The organism is Pseudomonas extremaustralis (assembly GCF_900102035.1).
GTDB classification, from domain to species: Bacteria; Pseudomonadota; Gammaproteobacteria; order Pseudomonadales; family Pseudomonadaceae; genus Aquipseudomonas; species Aquipseudomonas extremaustralis.
On sequence record NZ_LT629689.1, the window covers coordinates 204274 to 219839 of the forward strand.

The following is a 15566-nucleotide window of genomic DNA, read 5'->3' on the forward strand; positions in this document are numbered from 1 at the left end:
TTCAGGGGTAACGACCGAGCTGGCGAAGGCTTTCATGAAGAGGCCCAGCCGTTGACGGTCTGCGAAGGCGCGCGATTTTATCAGGCTTGAGGGGCAGCGGCCATCCTCGGGCCGACGGGCAGGGGCATATGCACTTAAAAAAATGCTAATCGGCTCTGCGACGGCACGTATTAAGGTATAGCCTTTAACCCGCTAGCGTTATGACACTGCGAAAACTTACCGAGACCCCGTGAATGTTTTAGTTGCCGCTGTGGTCACAGCCTGGCGATGCCGATTTCACGCGGTCTGTTCAAGCCGCTAAATTTGTCGTTCGGGAATCTTCCATGCGTCTGTGTAAATTCTTTTTTGTAGGCTGCTTGTCGTTGGTCAGCCTGGCGAGTCATGCCGAAACCCTCAATGGTCTTTATCAAGTGCTTGAGCCGGTCCGCAGCCAATCCCCGCAAGAGCGCGACCAGGCGACCCAGCGTGCCGTGCAGACCCTGGTGATCCGCCTCACCGGCGATGCCAAGGCCGCCGAGGGTCCTGGCCTGGCGGCGATTCGCAAGGACCCGCAGCAAATCATCAGTCAATACGGTTACGACGCCGGCCCGCCGGAAAGCCTGCAAGTGGATTTCGACCCGGTCAGCACCGATCGCGCCCTGCGTGGCGCGGGCCTGTCGATCTGGGGCAGCAACCGGCCGTCGATCCTCGGCTGGTGGCTCAGCGACTCCACCGAAGGCAGCAGCCTGGTGGGCGATGGCCAGACCGGCGCCCCAGCGTTGCGCCGTGCGGCACAGCACCGCGGCTTGCCGTTGCGCCTGCCATTGGGCGACCTGGACGAACAGGTCGTCGCCACCGCGCCGAATCTTGAAAGTGCCGATGCCACGCCATTGCGCGCCGCCTCCGAGCGCTATGGTGCCGACGCCCTGCTCGCGGTGCACGCGCGTCAGGCAGGTAGTCAGTGGGAGGCCAAATGGCGCCTGTGGCTGGGTGACAAGAGCGAACAAGGCAGCGTGCAAGGTGCCGACACCGACGCGGTGGCCGATGCCGTGATGCTGGCGGTCAGTCAGAAGCTCGCGCCGCGCTTTGCCGTCAAGCCAGGGGTGAGCACTGAACAGCTGTTGGAAGTGCAGGGTATGAACCTGGAGCGCTATGCCATCTTGGCGCATCTGCTGGAACCCTTTGGTGGCAATCCTCTGCGGGTGGATGGCACTCGCATCGTGTATCGCGTCAACGGCAGTGCCGATCAGTTGCGGACCCAGTTGAGCCTCGCCAAGTTGCAGGAGATCCCTGCGGGGGAGGCGCCGGCTCAGCAATCCGTCGCCGACGGCACGCAAGCGGTCGCGGCGCCTGAGCCTCAGGCGCAACTGCGTTTTCGTTGGTAAATGTCCTTCCTATATAGATAGAAGCAAATGATGGAGTGGTTTATGGCGGATGCGCGTCGTTGGGTGTGGTTGGGTGGGATCGTCCTGCTGTGCGTTTTTGTGTTCTTGCTGCATTCGATCCTGACGCCGTTCCTGGTGGCGTTGCTGCTCGCCTATCTGTTCGATCCGGTGGTGGATCGCCTGGAGAAAGCCGGCTTCTCGCGGACCCTGGGCGTAGTGACGGTGTTTGCCCTGTTCACATTGATCATCACCACGTTGGTGCTGGTGCTGGTGCCGATGCTGGCCAAGCAACTGTTCCGTCTCTATGAACTGGCGCCACAGATGCTCGACTGGCTGCAGCATACGGCCATGCCATGGGCCCAGGCCAAGCTGGGCTTGGCCGACGGTTTCTGGAAGTTCGACAAGGTCAAGGCCGCGATCAGTGAACATATGAGCCAGACCACCGATATCGTCGGGGTCATTCTCAGCCAGGCGACAGCGTCCAGCCTGGCGCTGATCGGCTGGCTGACCAACCTGGTGCTGATCCCGGTAGTGGCGTTTTACCTGTTGCGGGACTGGGACATCATGATGGCCAAGATCCGCAGCCTGCTGCCGCGTAACCGCGAGGAACGCATCGTGTCCCTGGCGGAAGAGTGCCATGAGGTGCTTGGTGCGTTCGTGCGCGGCCAGTTGCTGGTGATGCTGGCGCTGGGGATCATCTACGCGGCGGGCTTGATGGCGATCGGCCTGGAGTTGGGCCTGTTGATCGGCTTGATTGCTGGCCTCGCCGCGATCGTGCCGTACATGGGGTTTGTGATCGGTATCGGTGCGGCGCTGGTGGCTGGGTTGTTCCAGTTCGGCGGCGACCTGTACCCGATGCTGGGGATTGTTGCGGTGTTCATGGTGGGCCAGGCCCTGGAAGGCATGGTACTCACGCCGTTGCTGGTGGGCGATCGGATTGGCCTGCACCCGGTGGCGGTGATCTTTGCGATCCTGGCGGGCGGTGAACTGTTCGGCTTTACCGGCATCCTGCTGGCCCTGCCGGTGGCGGCGGTGATCATGGTGCTGGTGCGCCATGTGCATGATCTGTACAAGGATTCGGATGTCTACATGGGCGTTGAAGACCCTGACCTGTAACGACTTCGCCACACACCTGGCATAGCCGGGTTTGTGGTTTATGCAAAGAGGGTGTCAAACATTCCGCGCAAATCCGCCAAGTTAACGCAAACCTTTGATTTTGCTTGTGGTCTGCTGCATTGTGCGCCCGGCGTCACGGGTATAAACTTTGCAAACTTTACACAGAGGCCACTAACGGTTCGTATTGGAGCCGTTCAGTCAGCATGAAACCGATTCAGCTGCCCCTAGGTGTGCGTCTGCGTGACGATGCCACCTTTATCAATTACTACCCAGGCGCCAATGCCGCTGCACTCGGCTATGTCGAGCGGCTCTGCGAAGCCGACGCCGGGTGGACCGAAAGCCTGATCTATCTGTGGGGCAAGCAAGGCGTAGGGCGGACTCACCTGTTGCAGGCCGCGTGCCTGCGTTTCGAGCAGATGGGTGAGCCGGCGGTGTATCTGCCTTTGGCTGAGTTGATGGACCGCGGTATCGGGATTTTCGACCATCTTGAGCAATATGAGCTGGTATGCCTGGACGATCTGCAGGCGATCGCTGGCAAGGCGGATTGGGAAGAGGCGCTCTTTCATCTGTTCAACCGCTTGCGTGACAGTGGCCGGCGCCTGCTGATTGCCGCCTCGACCTCGCCGCGTGAACTGCCGATCAAGCTGGCCGACCTCAAGTCGCGCCTGACCCTGGCGCTGATCTTCCAGATGCGCCCCCTTTCCGACGAAGACAAATTGCGTGCCCTGCAATTGCGTGCGTCTCGTCGCGGCCTGCACCTGACCGACGAGGTGGGGCACTTCATTCTGACCCGTGGCACCCGCAGCATGAGCGCTTTGTTCGATTTGCTCGAGCAGCTCGACCAAGCGTCTTTGCAGGCCCAAAGAAAATTGACGATTCCTTTTTTGAAGGAGACTTTGGGTTGGTAACGCGTTGATTTTCAACCGTCCGGCAATTTGCAGGCGTCAGAAAAACTGCGCTTTTAGCCTCATGGGCTGCGCATTTCAATCAATAAGGGGGATTAGGGCTTAGATGCCATAGTCCAAACAATAAGTCACAAAGACCGCGATTGAATTTGCAAATCGATGTGATAGAAGGCATAGTCTCGACTTCTTTACACATCAGCCACGGTCGTGCCCATGCTAAATCGCTTCGCACCCCTCGTGCCTCTCGCACTCGTTACCCTGTTGTTTGGTTGCGCTTCTCACACCCAACAAGTAGCAGAGCAGCACAAATCCCAGGTTCAAAATCACGCCAAATTCGTCGCGGCTCAATCTTCTACCGTTTATGAAGAAGAATTGGCGACGGAAAAGGAACTGGCCGACTTCGCCGGCAACAAGCCTTATCAGCTTCCAGTTCTGGCCGACAGCATCCTCGAACGCGGCATGTCCCTGATCGGTACCCGTTACCGTTTCGGCGGTACCTCCGAAGCCGGTTTCGACTGCAGCGGTTTCATCGGCTACCTGTTTCGTGAAGAAGCTGGCATGAACCTGCCACGCTCGACGCGCGAAATGATCAACGTGAATGCACCGTTGGTCGCACGCAATAACCTCAAGCCCGGTGATCTGCTTTTCTTCAGTACCAGCGGTCGTGGTCGCGTAAGCCACGCGGGTATCTACCTGGGCGACAACCAGTTTATCCACTCCAGCAGCCGTCGCAGTGGCGGTGTTCGGGTCGACAGTCTGGGTGACAGCTACTGGAGCAAAACCTTCATCGAAGCCAAGCGTGCACTCGCCATGGCCCCGACGACGATTACCGCTAGCAAGTAAACTTAAAGTGATACTTGAAGTTTGACGTGTAAGCGCTAGAATCCCTGGACATTGTTGTAATCCGTTCGCGCAAGCTCTGCTTGCGCGTTCTGGTTTTCAGCGTTCGGCAGCGAAAGCCGCATCCAGACCAGGATTGTTCTGCACATGTCGACCTCGGCCCGCCTGATTCTAATTCTTTGCGCCGCGCTGCTCAGCGCCTGCGCAAGCCGCACACCGTCGCCCGCTCACGTAGCGATGAAGCCCAGGCCGGTGTTCAGCTATTCCAACCAAAGTTTTTCGCCTGCCGCCGAAGATGTGCTGTTCCGTGCGTTGGGCCTGGTCGGTACGCCTTATCGTTGGGGTGGCAATACGCCGGACTCGGGGTTTGATTGCAGTGGCCTGATCGGTTTTGTCTTTCGCGACGCCGCCGGTATCTCCTTGCCGCGTACGACCCGTGAACTCATCGTCATGCGTGGCCAGGACGTAAGCGAACAGAACCTGCAAACCGGCGACCTGCTGTTCTTCGCCACCGGTGGCGGCTCGCAGGTCAGCCACGCCGGGATCTATGTGGGCGAGGGTCGCTTTGTCCACGCGCCGCAAACCGGCGGTACGGTGAAGCTGGATACCTTGTCCAAGGCCTATTGGCAGAATGCCTACCTCAGCGCCAAGCGCGTGTTGCCGGCCGAGCACTTGGCCCGCAACCCCTGAGTCAACCCAAGATCCCAATGTGGGAGGGGCAAGCCCTTTCCCACATCTGTTTTGTGGTGGTCTTGGGAGCGGTTACTTAGCCGCAGAAACTCGCCACACCTTATTCCCCACATCATCGGCCACCAGTAAATCGCCCTGCTTGTCGATGACAACGCCCACCGGTCGGCCCATGGCTTTCTCATCCTTGTCGAGGAACCCGGTCAGCACGTCCACCGGCTGGCCTTTAGGCTGGCCACCCTCGAATGGTACGAAGATCACCTTGTAGCCACTGTGCGGCTTGCGGTTCCACGAACCATGCTGGCCGATGAATGCACCGTGGGTGAAGGGCGCTGGAAGGGTGCTGCCCTCGGCGAAGGTCAATCCTAACGACGCAGTGTGAGGACCCACCGCATAGTCCGGTGCGATGGCCTTGGCGACCAGTTCTGGATTTTGCGGGGTGACGCGCACGTCCACATGCTGGCCGTAATAGCTGAAGGGCCAGCCATAAAACGCACCATCCTTGACCGAGGTGATGTAGTCCGGCACCAGGTCGCTGCCGATCTCGTCGCGCTCGTTCACGGCCGTCCACAGCTTGCCACTCTGGGGTTCCCAGGCCATGCCGTTGGGATTGCGCAGGCCGGAGGCGAAGATGCGGTGCTGGCCGCTCGCACGGTCGACTTCCCAGATCGCGGCGCGGCCTTGTTCTGCCTCCAGGCCGTTTTCGCCGACGTTGCTGTTGGAGCCTACGCTGACATACAGCTTGCTGCCATCCTGGCTGGCCACCACGTTTTTGGTCCAGTGATGGTTCAACGGGCCGCCGGGCAAATCGACGACCGTGGTGCCGGCAGATTTGATCGCAGTTTCACCCGGCTGATAGGCGAAGCGCAGCAGCTTGTCCGAGTCGGCCACATACAAGTCGTTGCCGACCAGAGCCATGCCAAACGGCGAATTGAGGTGTTCCAGGAACGCCGTGCGGGTCTCGGCGACACCGTCGTGGTCGGCGTCACGCAGCAACGTGATGCGATTCGGGCTCGGCACGCCGGCACCGGCCCGGCCCATGACCTTCTCCATGACCCAGCCGCGAATGCCCTTGGAGTCATCGGGCTTGGGCGGCGCGTTGGTTTCCGCGACCAGCACATCGCCGTTGGGCAACACATACAGCCAGCGGGGATGGTCCAGGCCCTCGGCGAACGCCGTCACTTGGGTACCGGCGGCGGCCGTTGGCTTCACGCCGTCCGGCCAGCCGATGGCGGGGGCGATGTTCACGGTGGGGATCAGCGTCTTGTTCGGCTCCGGTAGCTTGGGCGTGGGCCCGGTGCCATCGGAGACCTGCAGCGTGGAGGTTTCACCGCAGGCGGCGAGGGTGCCGGCGAGCATGATGAGCAGGGCGAGTCTGGTTTTGTGCATGGTGTTCTCCTTGATACCTGTAAGGGTAGAGGCGATCGGCGGTGCGATGGTTCAAGTCCGGGGCCGGCTTTAATTGACGCTCCACCCCCAACCCACTAACCTTCGCCGCTTGTTCCAGGTGCTCTGTGACCTGTGGGTCGACAGAGTGAAACAGGGAAGCCGGTGAGTGAGCGCACTTGTACACAGTGCTGCCGCGATTCCGGCGCTGCCCCCGCAACGGTAAATGAGTCAAGACGCTGCCTTTTGCCACTGTATCGCTGGCGATATGGGAAGGCGCATCGTCGGCCTGCTCGCGCGCTCTATCAGCGCTCGCGCGCCACTCATGAGTCCGGAGACCGGCCTGGATCATCCAACAGCATCACGGTGGGCGATGCTTGGCTGTCTGTTTTTTCTTTTCCTGCCCGCCGTTTTTGTCCAGCCCCAACGGAGAGCTGCCATGACCGATTCCCCCGAGCGCGACGAGCGCCACCTGGCGCGCATGCTGCGCAAAAAAGCCGTGATCGACGAGCGCATTGCCAATTCCCCGAACGAATGCGGCCTGCTGCTGGTGTTGACCGGCAACGGCAAAGGCAAGAGCAGCTCGGCGTTCGGCATGCTCGCCCGCGCCATGGGCCATGGTATGCAGTGCGGTGTGGTGCAGTTCATCAAGGGGCGCAACAGTACCGGTGAAGAGCTGTTCTTCCGCCGCTTCCCCGAGCAAGTGCGTTTTCACGTCATGGGCGAAGGCTTCACCTGGGAAACCCAGGATCGCCAGCGCGATATCGCCGCCGCCGAAGCCGCCTGGGCGGTGTCCCGCCAGTTGCTGCAAGACCCGGGCATCGGCCTGGTGGTTCTGGATGAACTGAACATTGCCCTCAAGCACGGTTACCTTGATTTGGACCAGGTACTCAGCGACCTGCAAGCGCGCCCGCCGATGCAGCACGTGGTGGTCACCGGTCGTGGGGCCAAGCCTGAATTGATCGAAATGGGCGACACCGTCACCGAGATGGGCATGCTCAAGCACGCGTTCCAGGCCGGTATCAAGGCGCAGAAAGGCGTCGAACTTTGAATCAGCCCCGTCACTGCCCGGCTGTGTTGATCGCCGCTCCGGCGTCCGGCCAGGGCAAAACCACCGTCACCGCCGCACTGGCCCGTTTGCACCGCAACCTGGGGCGCAAGGTGCGCGTGTTCAAATGCGGTCCGGATTTTCTCGACCCGATGATCCATGAGCGCGCCAGCGGGGCGCCGGTGTATCAATTGGACATGTGGATGGTGGGCGAGCAGGAAAGTCGTCGCTTGCTGTGGGAAGCGGCGGGGGAGGCCGACCTGATCCTGATCGAAGGCGTGATGGGCCTGTTCGATGGCACGCCTTCCAGCGCCGACCTGGCACGACACTTTGGTGTACCGGTGTTGGCCGTGATCGACGGCACGGCCATGGCCCAGACCTTCGGGGCCCTGGCCCTTGGCCTGGCGCGCTATCAGCCGGATTTGCCGTTCGCCGGCGTGCTGGCCAACCGCGTCGGCACTTTGCGGCATGCGCAACTGCTCGAAGGCAGCCTCACCGAAGGCCTGCGCTGGTATGGCGCGTTGTCCCGCGAAACCGGGATCGAGTTGCCCAGCCGTCATTTGGGCCTGGTGCAAGCCAGTGAGCTGAATGACCTCGATGTGCGCCTGGATGCCGCCGCCCAAGCCCTGGGCAGCAGCTGTGAAGTCGCGTTGCCGCCGCCGGTGACCTTTGCCGCGCCCGCCGTGATCGAGGCCGAGCCGTTGCTGGCCGGGGTGCGCATTGCTGTGGCCCGCGACGAAGCGTTTGCCTTCACCTACGGTGCCAGCCTGGATCTGTTGCGGGCGATGGGCGCCGAGTTGTGTTTCTTCTCGCCGATCCATGATCGCCAATTGCCCGAGGCCGACAGTCTCTATCTACCCGGCGGTTACCCGGAGTTGCACCACCAGGCGCTGGCGCAAAACACGCCGATGCTCGATGCCATCCGTGCCCATCACGCGGGCGGCAAGCCCTTGCTCGCCGAATGTGGCGGCATGCTCTATCTGCTCGATTCGCTCACCGATGTCGACGGCACCCGTGCCGAACTGGTCGGCCTGCTGCAGGGCGATGCAGTGATGCAAAAGAAACTGGCGGCCCTGGCCCTGCAAAGCGTCGAGTTGCCCGAAGGCGTCCTGCGCGGGCACACCTATCATCACTCCCTGACCCGCACCGACTGGCAGCCGATTGCCCGCGGCCTGAGCCCCAATGGCGGGCGCGGGGCCGAGGCGGTGTATCGGCAGGGACGGATGACCGCGTCCTACGTGCACTTCTATTTCCCGTCCAATCCCCGAGCGGTTGCCGCGTTGTTTGCGCCCGACCTTGAGCCAGCACAGCCCCATGAGTGACAACGCTTTCCCCCAGGCCGATCGCGACGCGGTCTATCGCGCCATCGCCGAACGTCGAGATATGCGTCACTTCAGCGGCGGCAGCGTCGCCCCCGAATTGCTCCATCGTCTGCTCCAGGCCGCGCACCAGGCGCCGAGTGTCGGCTTGATGCAACCGTGGCGCTTTATCCGCATCAGCGACCGCACGCTGCGCGGCCGCATCCAGCAACTGGTGGAAGAGGAACGCGTGCGCACCGCCGAGGCGTTGGGCGAGCGTTCCGACGCGTTCATGAAGCTCAAGGTCGAAGGTATCCATGACTGCGCCGAAGTGCTGGTGGCAGCGCTGATGGACGATCGCGAGCGACATATCTTCGGGCGGCGCACCTTGCCGGAAATGGACATGGCCTCGTTGTCCTGTGCAATCCAGAATCTGTGGCTGGCCGCCCGCGTCGAGGGGCTGGGCATGGGCTGGGTCTCGCTGTTCGAACCCCTGGCCCTGGCCGATCTGCTGGGCTTGCCGCCTGGCGCCAAACCGTTGGCCGTGTTGTGCCTGGGGCCGGTGGCGGAATTTTACCCGGCGCCGATGTTGCAGCTCGAAGGCTGGACCGAACCCAAGCCGCTGAGTGACATGCTGTACGAAAATGTGTGGGGAGTGAGTCAATGAGTGTGGCCTTGCTGTGTGTCGCCGGGGTGGCGCTGGATGCGTTGCTGGGCGAACCCAGGCGCTGGCATCCGCTGGTGGTGTTCGGCAATTTCGCCGGGCGCATCGAGCAACGTTTCAACAGTGGTGGCCGTGGCTGGCGCAGCCATGGGGTGACCGCGTGGTTTATCGCGGTGGTGCCATTGACCCTGTTGGCCACGGCCTTGTCGTGGGCGCCGTATATCGGCTGGGTGTTGGAGATTCTGGCGTTGTATTGCGCCCTCGGCTTACGCAGCCTTGGCGAACATGTGATTCCCGTGGCCGAAGCGCTGCGTCGCGATGACCTGGACGGCGCGCGTCAGCGCGTGAGTTACCTGGTCAGCCGTCAGACCAGTGAACTGGACCACACCGAAGTCGCCCGCGCCGCCACCGAGTCAGTGTTGGAAAACGGCAGCGATGCGGTGTTTGCCGCGTTGTTCTGGTTTGTCGTCGCTGGTGTGCCGGGGGTGGTGCTGTACCGTCTGAGCAATACCCTCGACGCCATGTGGGGTTATCGCAACGAACGCTTTGAACGCTTTGGCTGGGCCGCGGCAAAGATCGACGATGTGCTGAACTACATTCCCGCACGCCTGGTGGCTTTGACCTACGCGGTACTGGGTAAAACCCGCCTGGCCCTCCGGTGCTGGCGTACCCAGGGTCCGACCTGGGACAGCCCCAACGCCGGTCCGGTGATGGCGGCCGGCGCCGGCGCCCTGGGAGTGGAACTGGGTGGTGCGGCGATCTATCACGGCGAAGTGCACCACCGCCCGCTACTGGGCGAAGGCCCGGCGGCGGATGCCGACGCCATCGACCGAGGCTGGCAACTGGTGCAGCGCGGCGTATGGTTGTGGCTGCTGATCCTATGTATCGGGGGGCAATTTTATGCTTGAGCATGGTGGCCGATTGCGCAAAGCGTCGATCCAGTACGGAATTGCTGAGGCTGACTGGCTGGACCTGTCCAGCGGCCTGGCGCCGTGGCCCTGGCCGATTCCCGAGATTCCGCTGCGGGCCTGGGCGCGCTTGCCGGAAACCGACGATGGCCTGGAACAGGCCGCCAGCGAGTATTACGGCGCCGCGCATCTGTTGCCGGTGGCCGGTTCCCAGGCGGCGATCCAACTGTTGCCGCGACTGCGCCGTGCCGGCAAGGTCGGCGTGCTCTCGCCGTGCTATGCCGAACACGCTGAAGCCTGGCGTCGTGCCGGTTACGTGGTGCGCGAAGTGCAGGAGCAGGAAGTCGACTTCTTCCTCGACAGCCTTGACGTGCTGGTGGTGGTCAATCCCAACAACCCCACCGGTTTGAGCCTGAGCCCGCAACGCCTGCTGGACTGGCACACGCGGCTGGCCCAGCGTGGTGGTTGGTTGGTGGTGGATGAAGCCTTTATGGACGCGACCCCGCACTTGAGCCTGGCGGACCAGGCCCATCAGGTCGGCTTGATTGTGTTGCGTTCGTTCGGCAAGTTTTTCGGCCTGGCCGGTGTACGGCTGGGCTTTGTCCTGGCCGAACGCAGGTTACTCAAATTGCTGGCCGAACAGGTCGGGCCATGGGCGGTCAGCGGGCCGACGCGTGTGTTGGGGCAGGCGTGCCTGCGCGACACCGCCGGGCAGGCACGGCAACGTGCGCGTTGCATCGAGGCCGGTCAACGCTTGCATGCCTTGCTCGAACGCCACGGCTTCCAACCCCAGGGTGGCTGCGCGCTGTTCCAGTGGCTGATCACGCCGCACGCCGAACGCCTGCACGAATTCATGGCCCAGCGCGGCATTCTGCTGCGCTTGTTCGTTCACGACAGCAGCCTGCGGTTTGGCCTGCCCGACACCGAGGCGCACTGGCAGCGGCTCGACGACGCCTTGGGCGCATACAAGGACGCTTCATGAGCACATTGATGGTGCAGGGCACTACTTCCGACGCCGGCAAAAGTACCCTGGTGACCGCGCTGTGCCGCTGGCTGGTGCGCCAGGGCGTGGCGGTGGTGCCGTTCAAGCCGCAGAACATGGCGCTCAACAGTGCCGTCACCGCCGACGGTGGCGAAATCGGCCGCGCCCAGGCAGTGCAGGCCCAGGCGGCCAATCTGGTGCCCCATACCGACATGAACCCGGTGCTGCTCAAGCCCAACAGTGACACCGGCTCCCAAGTGATCATCCACGGGCGCGCCGTGACCAGCATGAACGCGGTGGCCTATCACGACTACAAAGCTATCGCGATGCAGGCGGTACTGGCTTCCCACGCACGCTTGAGCGAACGCTTCCCGGTGGTGATGGTGGAAGGCGCGGGCTCTCCGGCGGAGATCAATCTGCGCGCCAATGACATCGCCAATATGGGCTTCGCCGAAGCGGTGGACTGCCCGGTGCTGCTGATCGCCGATATCAATCGCGGCGGGGTGTTCGCCCATCTGGTCGGCACCCTGGAACTGCTGTCCCCCAGCGAACAGGCGCGGGTCAAGGGCTTTATCATCAACCGTTTTCGCGGCGACATTGCTCTGTTGCAACCGGGGCTGGATTGGCTGCAGGCACGCACTGGCAAACCGGTGGTGGGCGTGCTGCCCTACGTGATGGACCTGCACCTGGAAGCCGAGGACGGCATCGACCGGCGCCAGATCGACAAGTCGGCCGATGTGCTCAAGGTGGTGGTGCCGGTGTTGCCGCGCATCAGCAACCACACCGATTTCGATCCGCTGCGCCTGCACCCGCAGGTGGATGTGCAATTCATCGGACCGGGCCAGCCGATACCGGCCGCCGACCTGATCATCCTCCCAGGCTCGAAAAGCGTGCGCGCCGACCTCGCCTACCTACGCGCCAATGGCTGGGACACTGCGGTGGCGCGGCATTTGCGCTATGGCGGCAAGGTCCTGGGGATTTGCGGTGGCCTGCAGATGCTCGGCGAGCACGTGCACGACCCGCTGGGCCTGGAAGGGCCGGCCGGCTCCAGCGTGGGTTTGGGGTTGCTGGCGTTCAGCACGACCCTGGAAGAAGAGAAGCAATTGCGCAATGTGCGTGGGCGTTTACTGCTGGAGAATGTCGAGGTCAGCGGGTATGAGATCCATGCGGGCGTGACGTCCGGCGACGCCCTGTCGAACCCCGCCGTGTACCTCGACGACGGTCGCCATGACGGCGCCCGGAGCGTGGATGGGCAGATCCTCGGTACGTATCTGCACGGTCTGTTCGAGACCCCGGCAGCGTGCAGTGCGCTGTTGCGCTGGGCCGGGTTGCAGGACGTGCAGGAGGTGGACTACCACGCCCTGCGCGAGCGCGATATCGAGCGTCTGGCGGACCTGGTGGAACAGCACCTGGATACCGATCTGTTGCGCACATTGTGTGGGGTCGCGTCATGCACCAACTGATCCTCGGCGGTGCCCGTTCCGGCAAAAGCCGCCTCGCCGAAAAGCTCGCCGGTGACAGCGGTTTGCCCGTCATCTATATCGCCACCAGCCAGCCGCTGGACGGCGAAATGAATGCACGCGTGGCCTTGCACCGCCAGCGCCGCCCTGACCATTGGGGGTTGATCGAAGAGCCGCTCGAGCTGGCGCGGGTGCTACGGGAAAATGCCGCCCCCGGTCGCTGCCTGCTGGTGGATTGCCTGACCCTGTGGCTGACCAATCTGCTGATGCTCGAAGACCCCGCACGCCTGGCCTTTGAGCGCGATCAATTGCTGGAAACCCTGGCTTCGCTGCCGGGTGAAATTATTTTTGTCAGCAACGAGACCGGTCTGGGTGTCGTGCCGCTGGGCGAATTGACTCGCCGTTATGTGGATGAAGCCGGTTGGCTGCATCAAGCCTTGGCCGAGCGATGTCAGCGCGTTGTCCTGACGGTTGCCGGCCTGCCCCTGACTTTGAAAGGTACTGCGTTATGACGGACACCTGGTGGCTCAATCCCTGTAAGGCCATTGACGCTCACGCGTACGAACAAGCCCTGGCGCGTCAGCAGCAATTGACCAAGCCCGCCGGCTCCCTGGGGCGGCTGGAAGCGCTGGCGGTGCAGTTGGCCGGTTTGCAGGGCCAGGTCAAACCGGCGGTGGAGCGGTTGTGGATCGCCATCTTTGCTGGCGATCACGGCGTGGTCGCGGAGGGGGTGTCGGCGTATCCCCAGGAGGTCACCGGCCAGATGCTGCAGAACTTCGTCAGCGGCGGCGCGGCCATCAGCGTGTTGGCGCGCCAACTGGACGCGCAGTTGGAAGTGGTCGACCTCGGCACCGTTGACCTGTCCCTGGATTTGCCCGGTGTGCGCCATCTGCATATCGGTGCGGGCACCGCCAACTTCGCCAAGGGCGCGGCAATGACCGAGGCCCAGGGACGATTGGCCTTGCAGGCCGGGCGGGACAGCGTGCTGCGCGCCCGCGAGAGCGGTGCGCAATTGTTTATCGGCGGCGAGATGGGCATCGGCAACACCACCGCCGCCAGCGCGCTGGCGTGCGCCTTGCTCGATTGCCCGGCCAGCGACCTGACCGGTCCGGGCACCGGGTTGGATGCCCAGGGGGTCAACCACAAGGTGGCGGTGATCGAACGCGCCCTGGCGTTGCATGCCGCCCAGCGCGGTGATGCATTGCACACCCTGTTCAACCTCGGCGGCTTTGAGATCGCGGCGTTGGTGGGGGCCTATCTGGCCTGCGCCCAGGAGGGCGTCGTGGTGCTGGTGGACGGGTTTATCTGCACCGTTGCCGCGCTGGTCGCGTCACGTATGAATCCGGCCTGTCGCCAGTGGCTGGTGTTCGGCCATCGTGGCGCCGAGCCTGGCCATCGTCACGTATTGCACTGCCTCGACGCGCAGCCGCTGCTGGAGCTGGGCCTGCGCCTGGGCGAAGGCAGTGGCGCGGCTCTCGCCGTACCGCTGCTGCGCCTGGCGTGCGCGTTGCACGGACAGATGGCGACCTTCGCCGAAGCGGCCGTGGCGGATCGCCCCGCATGACCTTGCGCCTGGACCTGTTGCGTCACGGCGAAACCGAACTGGGCGGCGGCCTGCGTGGCAGCCTGGACGACGCCCTGACGCCCAAGGGCTGGGAGCAGATGCGCGCAGCTGTGGTGGCGCGTGGGCCGTGGGATCTTTTGGTCAGCTCGCCTTTGCAGCGTTGCGCGCGGTTTGCCGATGAGTTGGGGGCTCGGCTCAATTTGCCGGTGCGGCTGGAAAAAAATCTGCAAGAGCTGCATTTCGGCGCCTGGGAAGGGCAGAGTGCAGCGACGTTGATGGAAACCGATGCCGAGGGGTTGGGGCGGTTCTGGGCCGATCCCTATGGTTTTACCCCGCCAGACGGAGAACCTGTCAGTGACTTTTCCGACCGGGTTTTCAGTGCGGTCTCACGCATGCATCAGGCCTACGCAGGCCAGCGCGTGCTGTTGATCAGCCATGGTGGTGTGATGCGCCTGTTGTTGGCCCATGCTCGCGGCTTACCCCGGGAGCAACTGCTGAATGTCGAGGTCGGTCACGCTGGTTTGTTCAGCCTGCAGGTCACGGCTGACGGCGTGTTGAAGGAAGTGGGGTAAGCATGCTGCCGTTCTGGATCGCCCTGCAATTTCTCAGCAGCCTGCCGATTCGCCTGCCGGGCATGCCGCAGCCCCAGGAATTGGGGCGTTCGCTGCTGTTTTATCCGCTGGTTGGCGTGTTGTTCGGCGTGCTGCTGTGGGGCCTGAACATCGCGTTGATGGGGGCGCCGTTGTTGCTGCACGCCGCGCTGTTGCTGACCGCCTGGGTGCTGCTCAGTGGCGGACTGCACCTCGACGGCCTGGCGGACAGCGCCGATGCCTGGCTCGGAGGCTTTGGCGACCGTGAGCGCACCCTCAGCATCATGAAGGACCCGCGCAGCGGGCCGATCGCAGTGGTCACCCTGGGTCTGGTGTTGCTGCTCAAGTTCACCGCGTTGGTGGCATTGATCGAGCAGCACAACGGTGCGGCATTGATCCTGGCACCCTTGATCGGCCGGGCGTCGATGCTGGCGTTGTTTCTGACCACCCGCTATGTGCGCGTCGGAGGACTGGGCCAGGCATTGTCGGATCATTTGCCACGGATCGTCGGCCAACAGGTACTGATCCTCAGCGGTCTGGCGTGTATCTTGATCGGCGGCTTCAGTGGCGGGATCGCGGTGTTGCTCGCTGCGCTGTGCTTTATGGGCTTGCGCCAACTGATGATCAATCGGCTCGGCGGCACCACGGGCGACACCGCTGGCGCACTGCTGGAGCTGCTGGAGGTCGCGGTGTTGGTCGGCCTGGCTCTGTAACACTTTCTTGCATTTCCTTAATCGCGGGTATATACACGTTC

The 15566-nt window shown here is 62.9% G+C and carries 16 protein-coding genes and 1 riboswitch; of the genes, 15 read left to right on the plus strand and 1 reads right to left on the minus strand.

Annotated elements, in window-relative coordinates:
- Positions 1-323: 323 nt before the first annotated feature.
- The 5 genes from BLR63_RS00965 to BLR63_RS00985 all read left to right on the plus strand — a co-directional run bounded on the left by BLR63_RS00965 (position 324) and on the right by BLR63_RS00985 (position 4915).
- A complete protein-coding gene (locus BLR63_RS00965; RefSeq protein ID WP_010563918.1) occupies positions 324-1364 on the plus strand; it encodes a DUF2066 domain-containing protein in 1041 nt (346 codons plus the stop codon).
- Positions 1365-1406: 42 nt separating this feature from the next.
- Positions 1407-2480: an AI-2E family transporter gene (locus BLR63_RS00970; RefSeq protein WP_010563919.1), complete on the plus strand. Its 1074-nt coding sequence runs from the start codon at positions 1407-1409 to the stop codon at positions 2478-2480.
- Positions 2481-2683: 203 nt separating this feature from the next.
- The gene (hda, locus tag BLR63_RS00975; protein WP_010563920.1) at positions 2684-3388 is read left to right on the plus strand and encodes a DnaA regulatory inactivator Hda; all 705 of its coding nucleotides are present in this window, start codon (positions 2684-2686) and stop codon (positions 3386-3388) included.
- 210 nt (positions 3389-3598) lie between these two features.
- Positions 3599-4228: a C40 family peptidase gene (locus tag BLR63_RS00980; RefSeq protein WP_042946571.1), complete on the plus strand. Its 630-nt coding sequence runs from the start codon at positions 3599-3601 to the stop codon at positions 4226-4228.
- Between the two features lie 144 nt (positions 4229-4372).
- The gene (locus BLR63_RS00985; protein WP_042946572.1) at positions 4373-4915 is read left to right on the plus strand and encodes a C40 family peptidase; all 543 of its coding nucleotides are present in this window, start codon (positions 4373-4375) and stop codon (positions 4913-4915) included.
- A 72-nt stretch (positions 4916-4987) separates the two neighbouring features.
- Here BLR63_RS00985 and BLR63_RS00990 read toward each other — a convergent pair whose 3' ends face one another.
- Positions 4988-6301: a PQQ-dependent sugar dehydrogenase gene (locus BLR63_RS00990; protein WP_010563923.1), complete on the minus strand. Its 1314-nt coding sequence runs from the start codon at positions 6299-6301 to the stop codon at positions 4988-4990.
- A 99-nt stretch (positions 6302-6400) separates the two neighbouring features.
- Positions 6401-6659, plus strand: a riboswitch (cobalamin riboswitch).
- Between the two features lie 78 nt (positions 6660-6737).
- Between BLR63_RS00990 and cobO the strand changes: the two genes are divergently transcribed.
- Genes cobO through BLR63_RS01040 form a run of 10 tightly spaced genes read left to right on the plus strand, consistent with a single transcriptional unit; the run spans position 6738 to position 15525 of the window.
- Positions 6738-7349: a cob(I)yrinic acid a,c-diamide adenosyltransferase gene (gene cobO, locus BLR63_RS00995; protein ID WP_010563924.1), complete on the plus strand. Its 612-nt coding sequence runs from the start codon at positions 6738-6740 to the stop codon at positions 7347-7349.
- Complete coding sequence (locus BLR63_RS01000) at positions 7346-8668, plus strand: cobyrinate a,c-diamide synthase (RefSeq protein WP_010563925.1); 1323 nt, start codon at positions 7346-7348, stop codon at positions 8666-8668. Before cobO ends, BLR63_RS01000 begins: the two co-directional genes overlap by 4 nt.
- Entirely contained in the window at positions 8661-9311 is a 651-nt protein-coding gene (bluB, locus tag BLR63_RS01005) for a 5,6-dimethylbenzimidazole synthase (RefSeq protein WP_010563926.1), read from the plus strand. Before BLR63_RS01000 ends, bluB begins: the two co-directional genes overlap by 8 nt.
- The gene (gene cbiB / locus BLR63_RS01010; protein ID WP_010563927.1) at positions 9308-10216 is read left to right on the plus strand and encodes an adenosylcobinamide-phosphate synthase CbiB; all 909 of its coding nucleotides are present in this window, start codon (positions 9308-9310) and stop codon (positions 10214-10216) included. The genes bluB and cbiB overlap by 4 nt, the downstream gene beginning before the upstream one ends.
- Complete coding sequence (gene cobD, locus BLR63_RS01015; protein WP_010563928.1) at positions 10209-11198, plus strand: threonine-phosphate decarboxylase CobD; 990 nt, start codon at positions 10209-10211, stop codon at positions 11196-11198. Before cbiB ends, cobD begins: the two co-directional genes overlap by 8 nt.
- Positions 11195-12661: a cobyric acid synthase gene (locus BLR63_RS01020; protein WP_010563929.1), complete on the plus strand. Its 1467-nt coding sequence runs from the start codon at positions 11195-11197 to the stop codon at positions 12659-12661. Before cobD ends, BLR63_RS01020 begins: the two co-directional genes overlap by 4 nt.
- Positions 12649-13170: a bifunctional adenosylcobinamide kinase/adenosylcobinamide-phosphate guanylyltransferase gene (cobU, locus tag BLR63_RS01025; RefSeq protein WP_010563930.1), complete on the plus strand. Its 522-nt coding sequence runs from the start codon at positions 12649-12651 to the stop codon at positions 13168-13170. Before BLR63_RS01020 ends, cobU begins: the two co-directional genes overlap by 13 nt.
- Positions 13167-14222, plus strand: a complete 1056-nt coding sequence (gene cobT, locus BLR63_RS01030; RefSeq protein WP_010563931.1) for a nicotinate-nucleotide--dimethylbenzimidazole phosphoribosyltransferase — start codon at positions 13167-13169, stop codon at positions 14220-14222. The genes cobU and cobT overlap by 4 nt, the downstream gene beginning before the upstream one ends.
- Entirely contained in the window at positions 14219-14794 is a 576-nt protein-coding gene (gene cobC, locus BLR63_RS01035; RefSeq protein ID WP_010563932.1) for an alpha-ribazole phosphatase family protein, read from the plus strand. The genes cobT and cobC overlap by 4 nt, the downstream gene beginning before the upstream one ends.
- Before the next feature lie 2 nt (positions 14795-14796).
- Complete coding sequence (locus BLR63_RS01040; protein ID WP_010563933.1) at positions 14797-15525, plus strand: adenosylcobinamide-GDP ribazoletransferase; 729 nt, start codon at positions 14797-14799, stop codon at positions 15523-15525.
- The last annotated feature ends 41 nt before the right edge of the window (positions 15526-15566 follow it).

What these genes read in the sequence shown, in the direction of transcription:
- BLR63_RS00965 (WP_010563918.1), top strand. Translation starts at nt 324, where the DNA reads ATGCGTCTGTGTAAATTCTTTTTTGTAGGCTGCTTGTCGTTGGTCAGC.
- BLR63_RS00970 (WP_010563919.1), top strand. Translation starts at nt 1,407, where the DNA reads ATGGCGGATGCGCGTCGTTGGGTGTGGTTGGGTGGGATCGTCCTGCTG.
- hda (WP_010563920.1), top strand. Translation starts at nt 2,684, where the DNA reads ATGAAACCGATTCAGCTGCCCCTAGGTGTGCGTCTGCGTGACGATGCC.
- BLR63_RS00980 (WP_042946571.1), top strand. Translation starts at nt 3,599, where the DNA reads ATGCTAAATCGCTTCGCACCCCTCGTGCCTCTCGCACTCGTTACCCTG.
- BLR63_RS00985 (WP_042946572.1), top strand. Translation starts at nt 4,373, where the DNA reads ATGTCGACCTCGGCCCGCCTGATTCTAATTCTTTGCGCCGCGCTGCTC.
- BLR63_RS00990 (WP_010563923.1), bottom strand. Translation starts at nt 6,301, where the DNA reads ATGCACAAAACCAGACTCGCCCTGCTCATCATGCTCGCCGGCACCCTC.
- cobO (WP_010563924.1), top strand. Translation starts at nt 6,738, where the DNA reads ATGACCGATTCCCCCGAGCGCGACGAGCGCCACCTGGCGCGCATGCTG.
- bluB (WP_010563926.1), top strand. Translation starts at nt 8,661, where the DNA reads ATGAGTGACAACGCTTTCCCCCAGGCCGATCGCGACGCGGTCTATCGC.
- cbiB (WP_010563927.1), top strand. Translation starts at nt 9,308, where the DNA reads ATGAGTGTGGCCTTGCTGTGTGTCGCCGGGGTGGCGCTGGATGCGTTG.
- cobD (WP_010563928.1), top strand. Translation starts at nt 10,209, where the DNA reads ATGCTTGAGCATGGTGGCCGATTGCGCAAAGCGTCGATCCAGTACGGA.
- BLR63_RS01020 (WP_010563929.1), top strand. Translation starts at nt 11,195, where the DNA reads ATGAGCACATTGATGGTGCAGGGCACTACTTCCGACGCCGGCAAAAGT.
- cobU (WP_010563930.1), top strand. Translation starts at nt 12,649, where the DNA reads ATGCACCAACTGATCCTCGGCGGTGCCCGTTCCGGCAAAAGCCGCCTC.
- cobT (WP_010563931.1), top strand. Translation starts at nt 13,167, where the DNA reads ATGACGGACACCTGGTGGCTCAATCCCTGTAAGGCCATTGACGCTCAC.
- cobC (WP_010563932.1), top strand. Translation starts at nt 14,219, where the DNA reads ATGACCTTGCGCCTGGACCTGTTGCGTCACGGCGAAACCGAACTGGGC.
- BLR63_RS01040 (WP_010563933.1), top strand. Translation starts at nt 14,797, where the DNA reads ATGCTGCCGTTCTGGATCGCCCTGCAATTTCTCAGCAGCCTGCCGATT.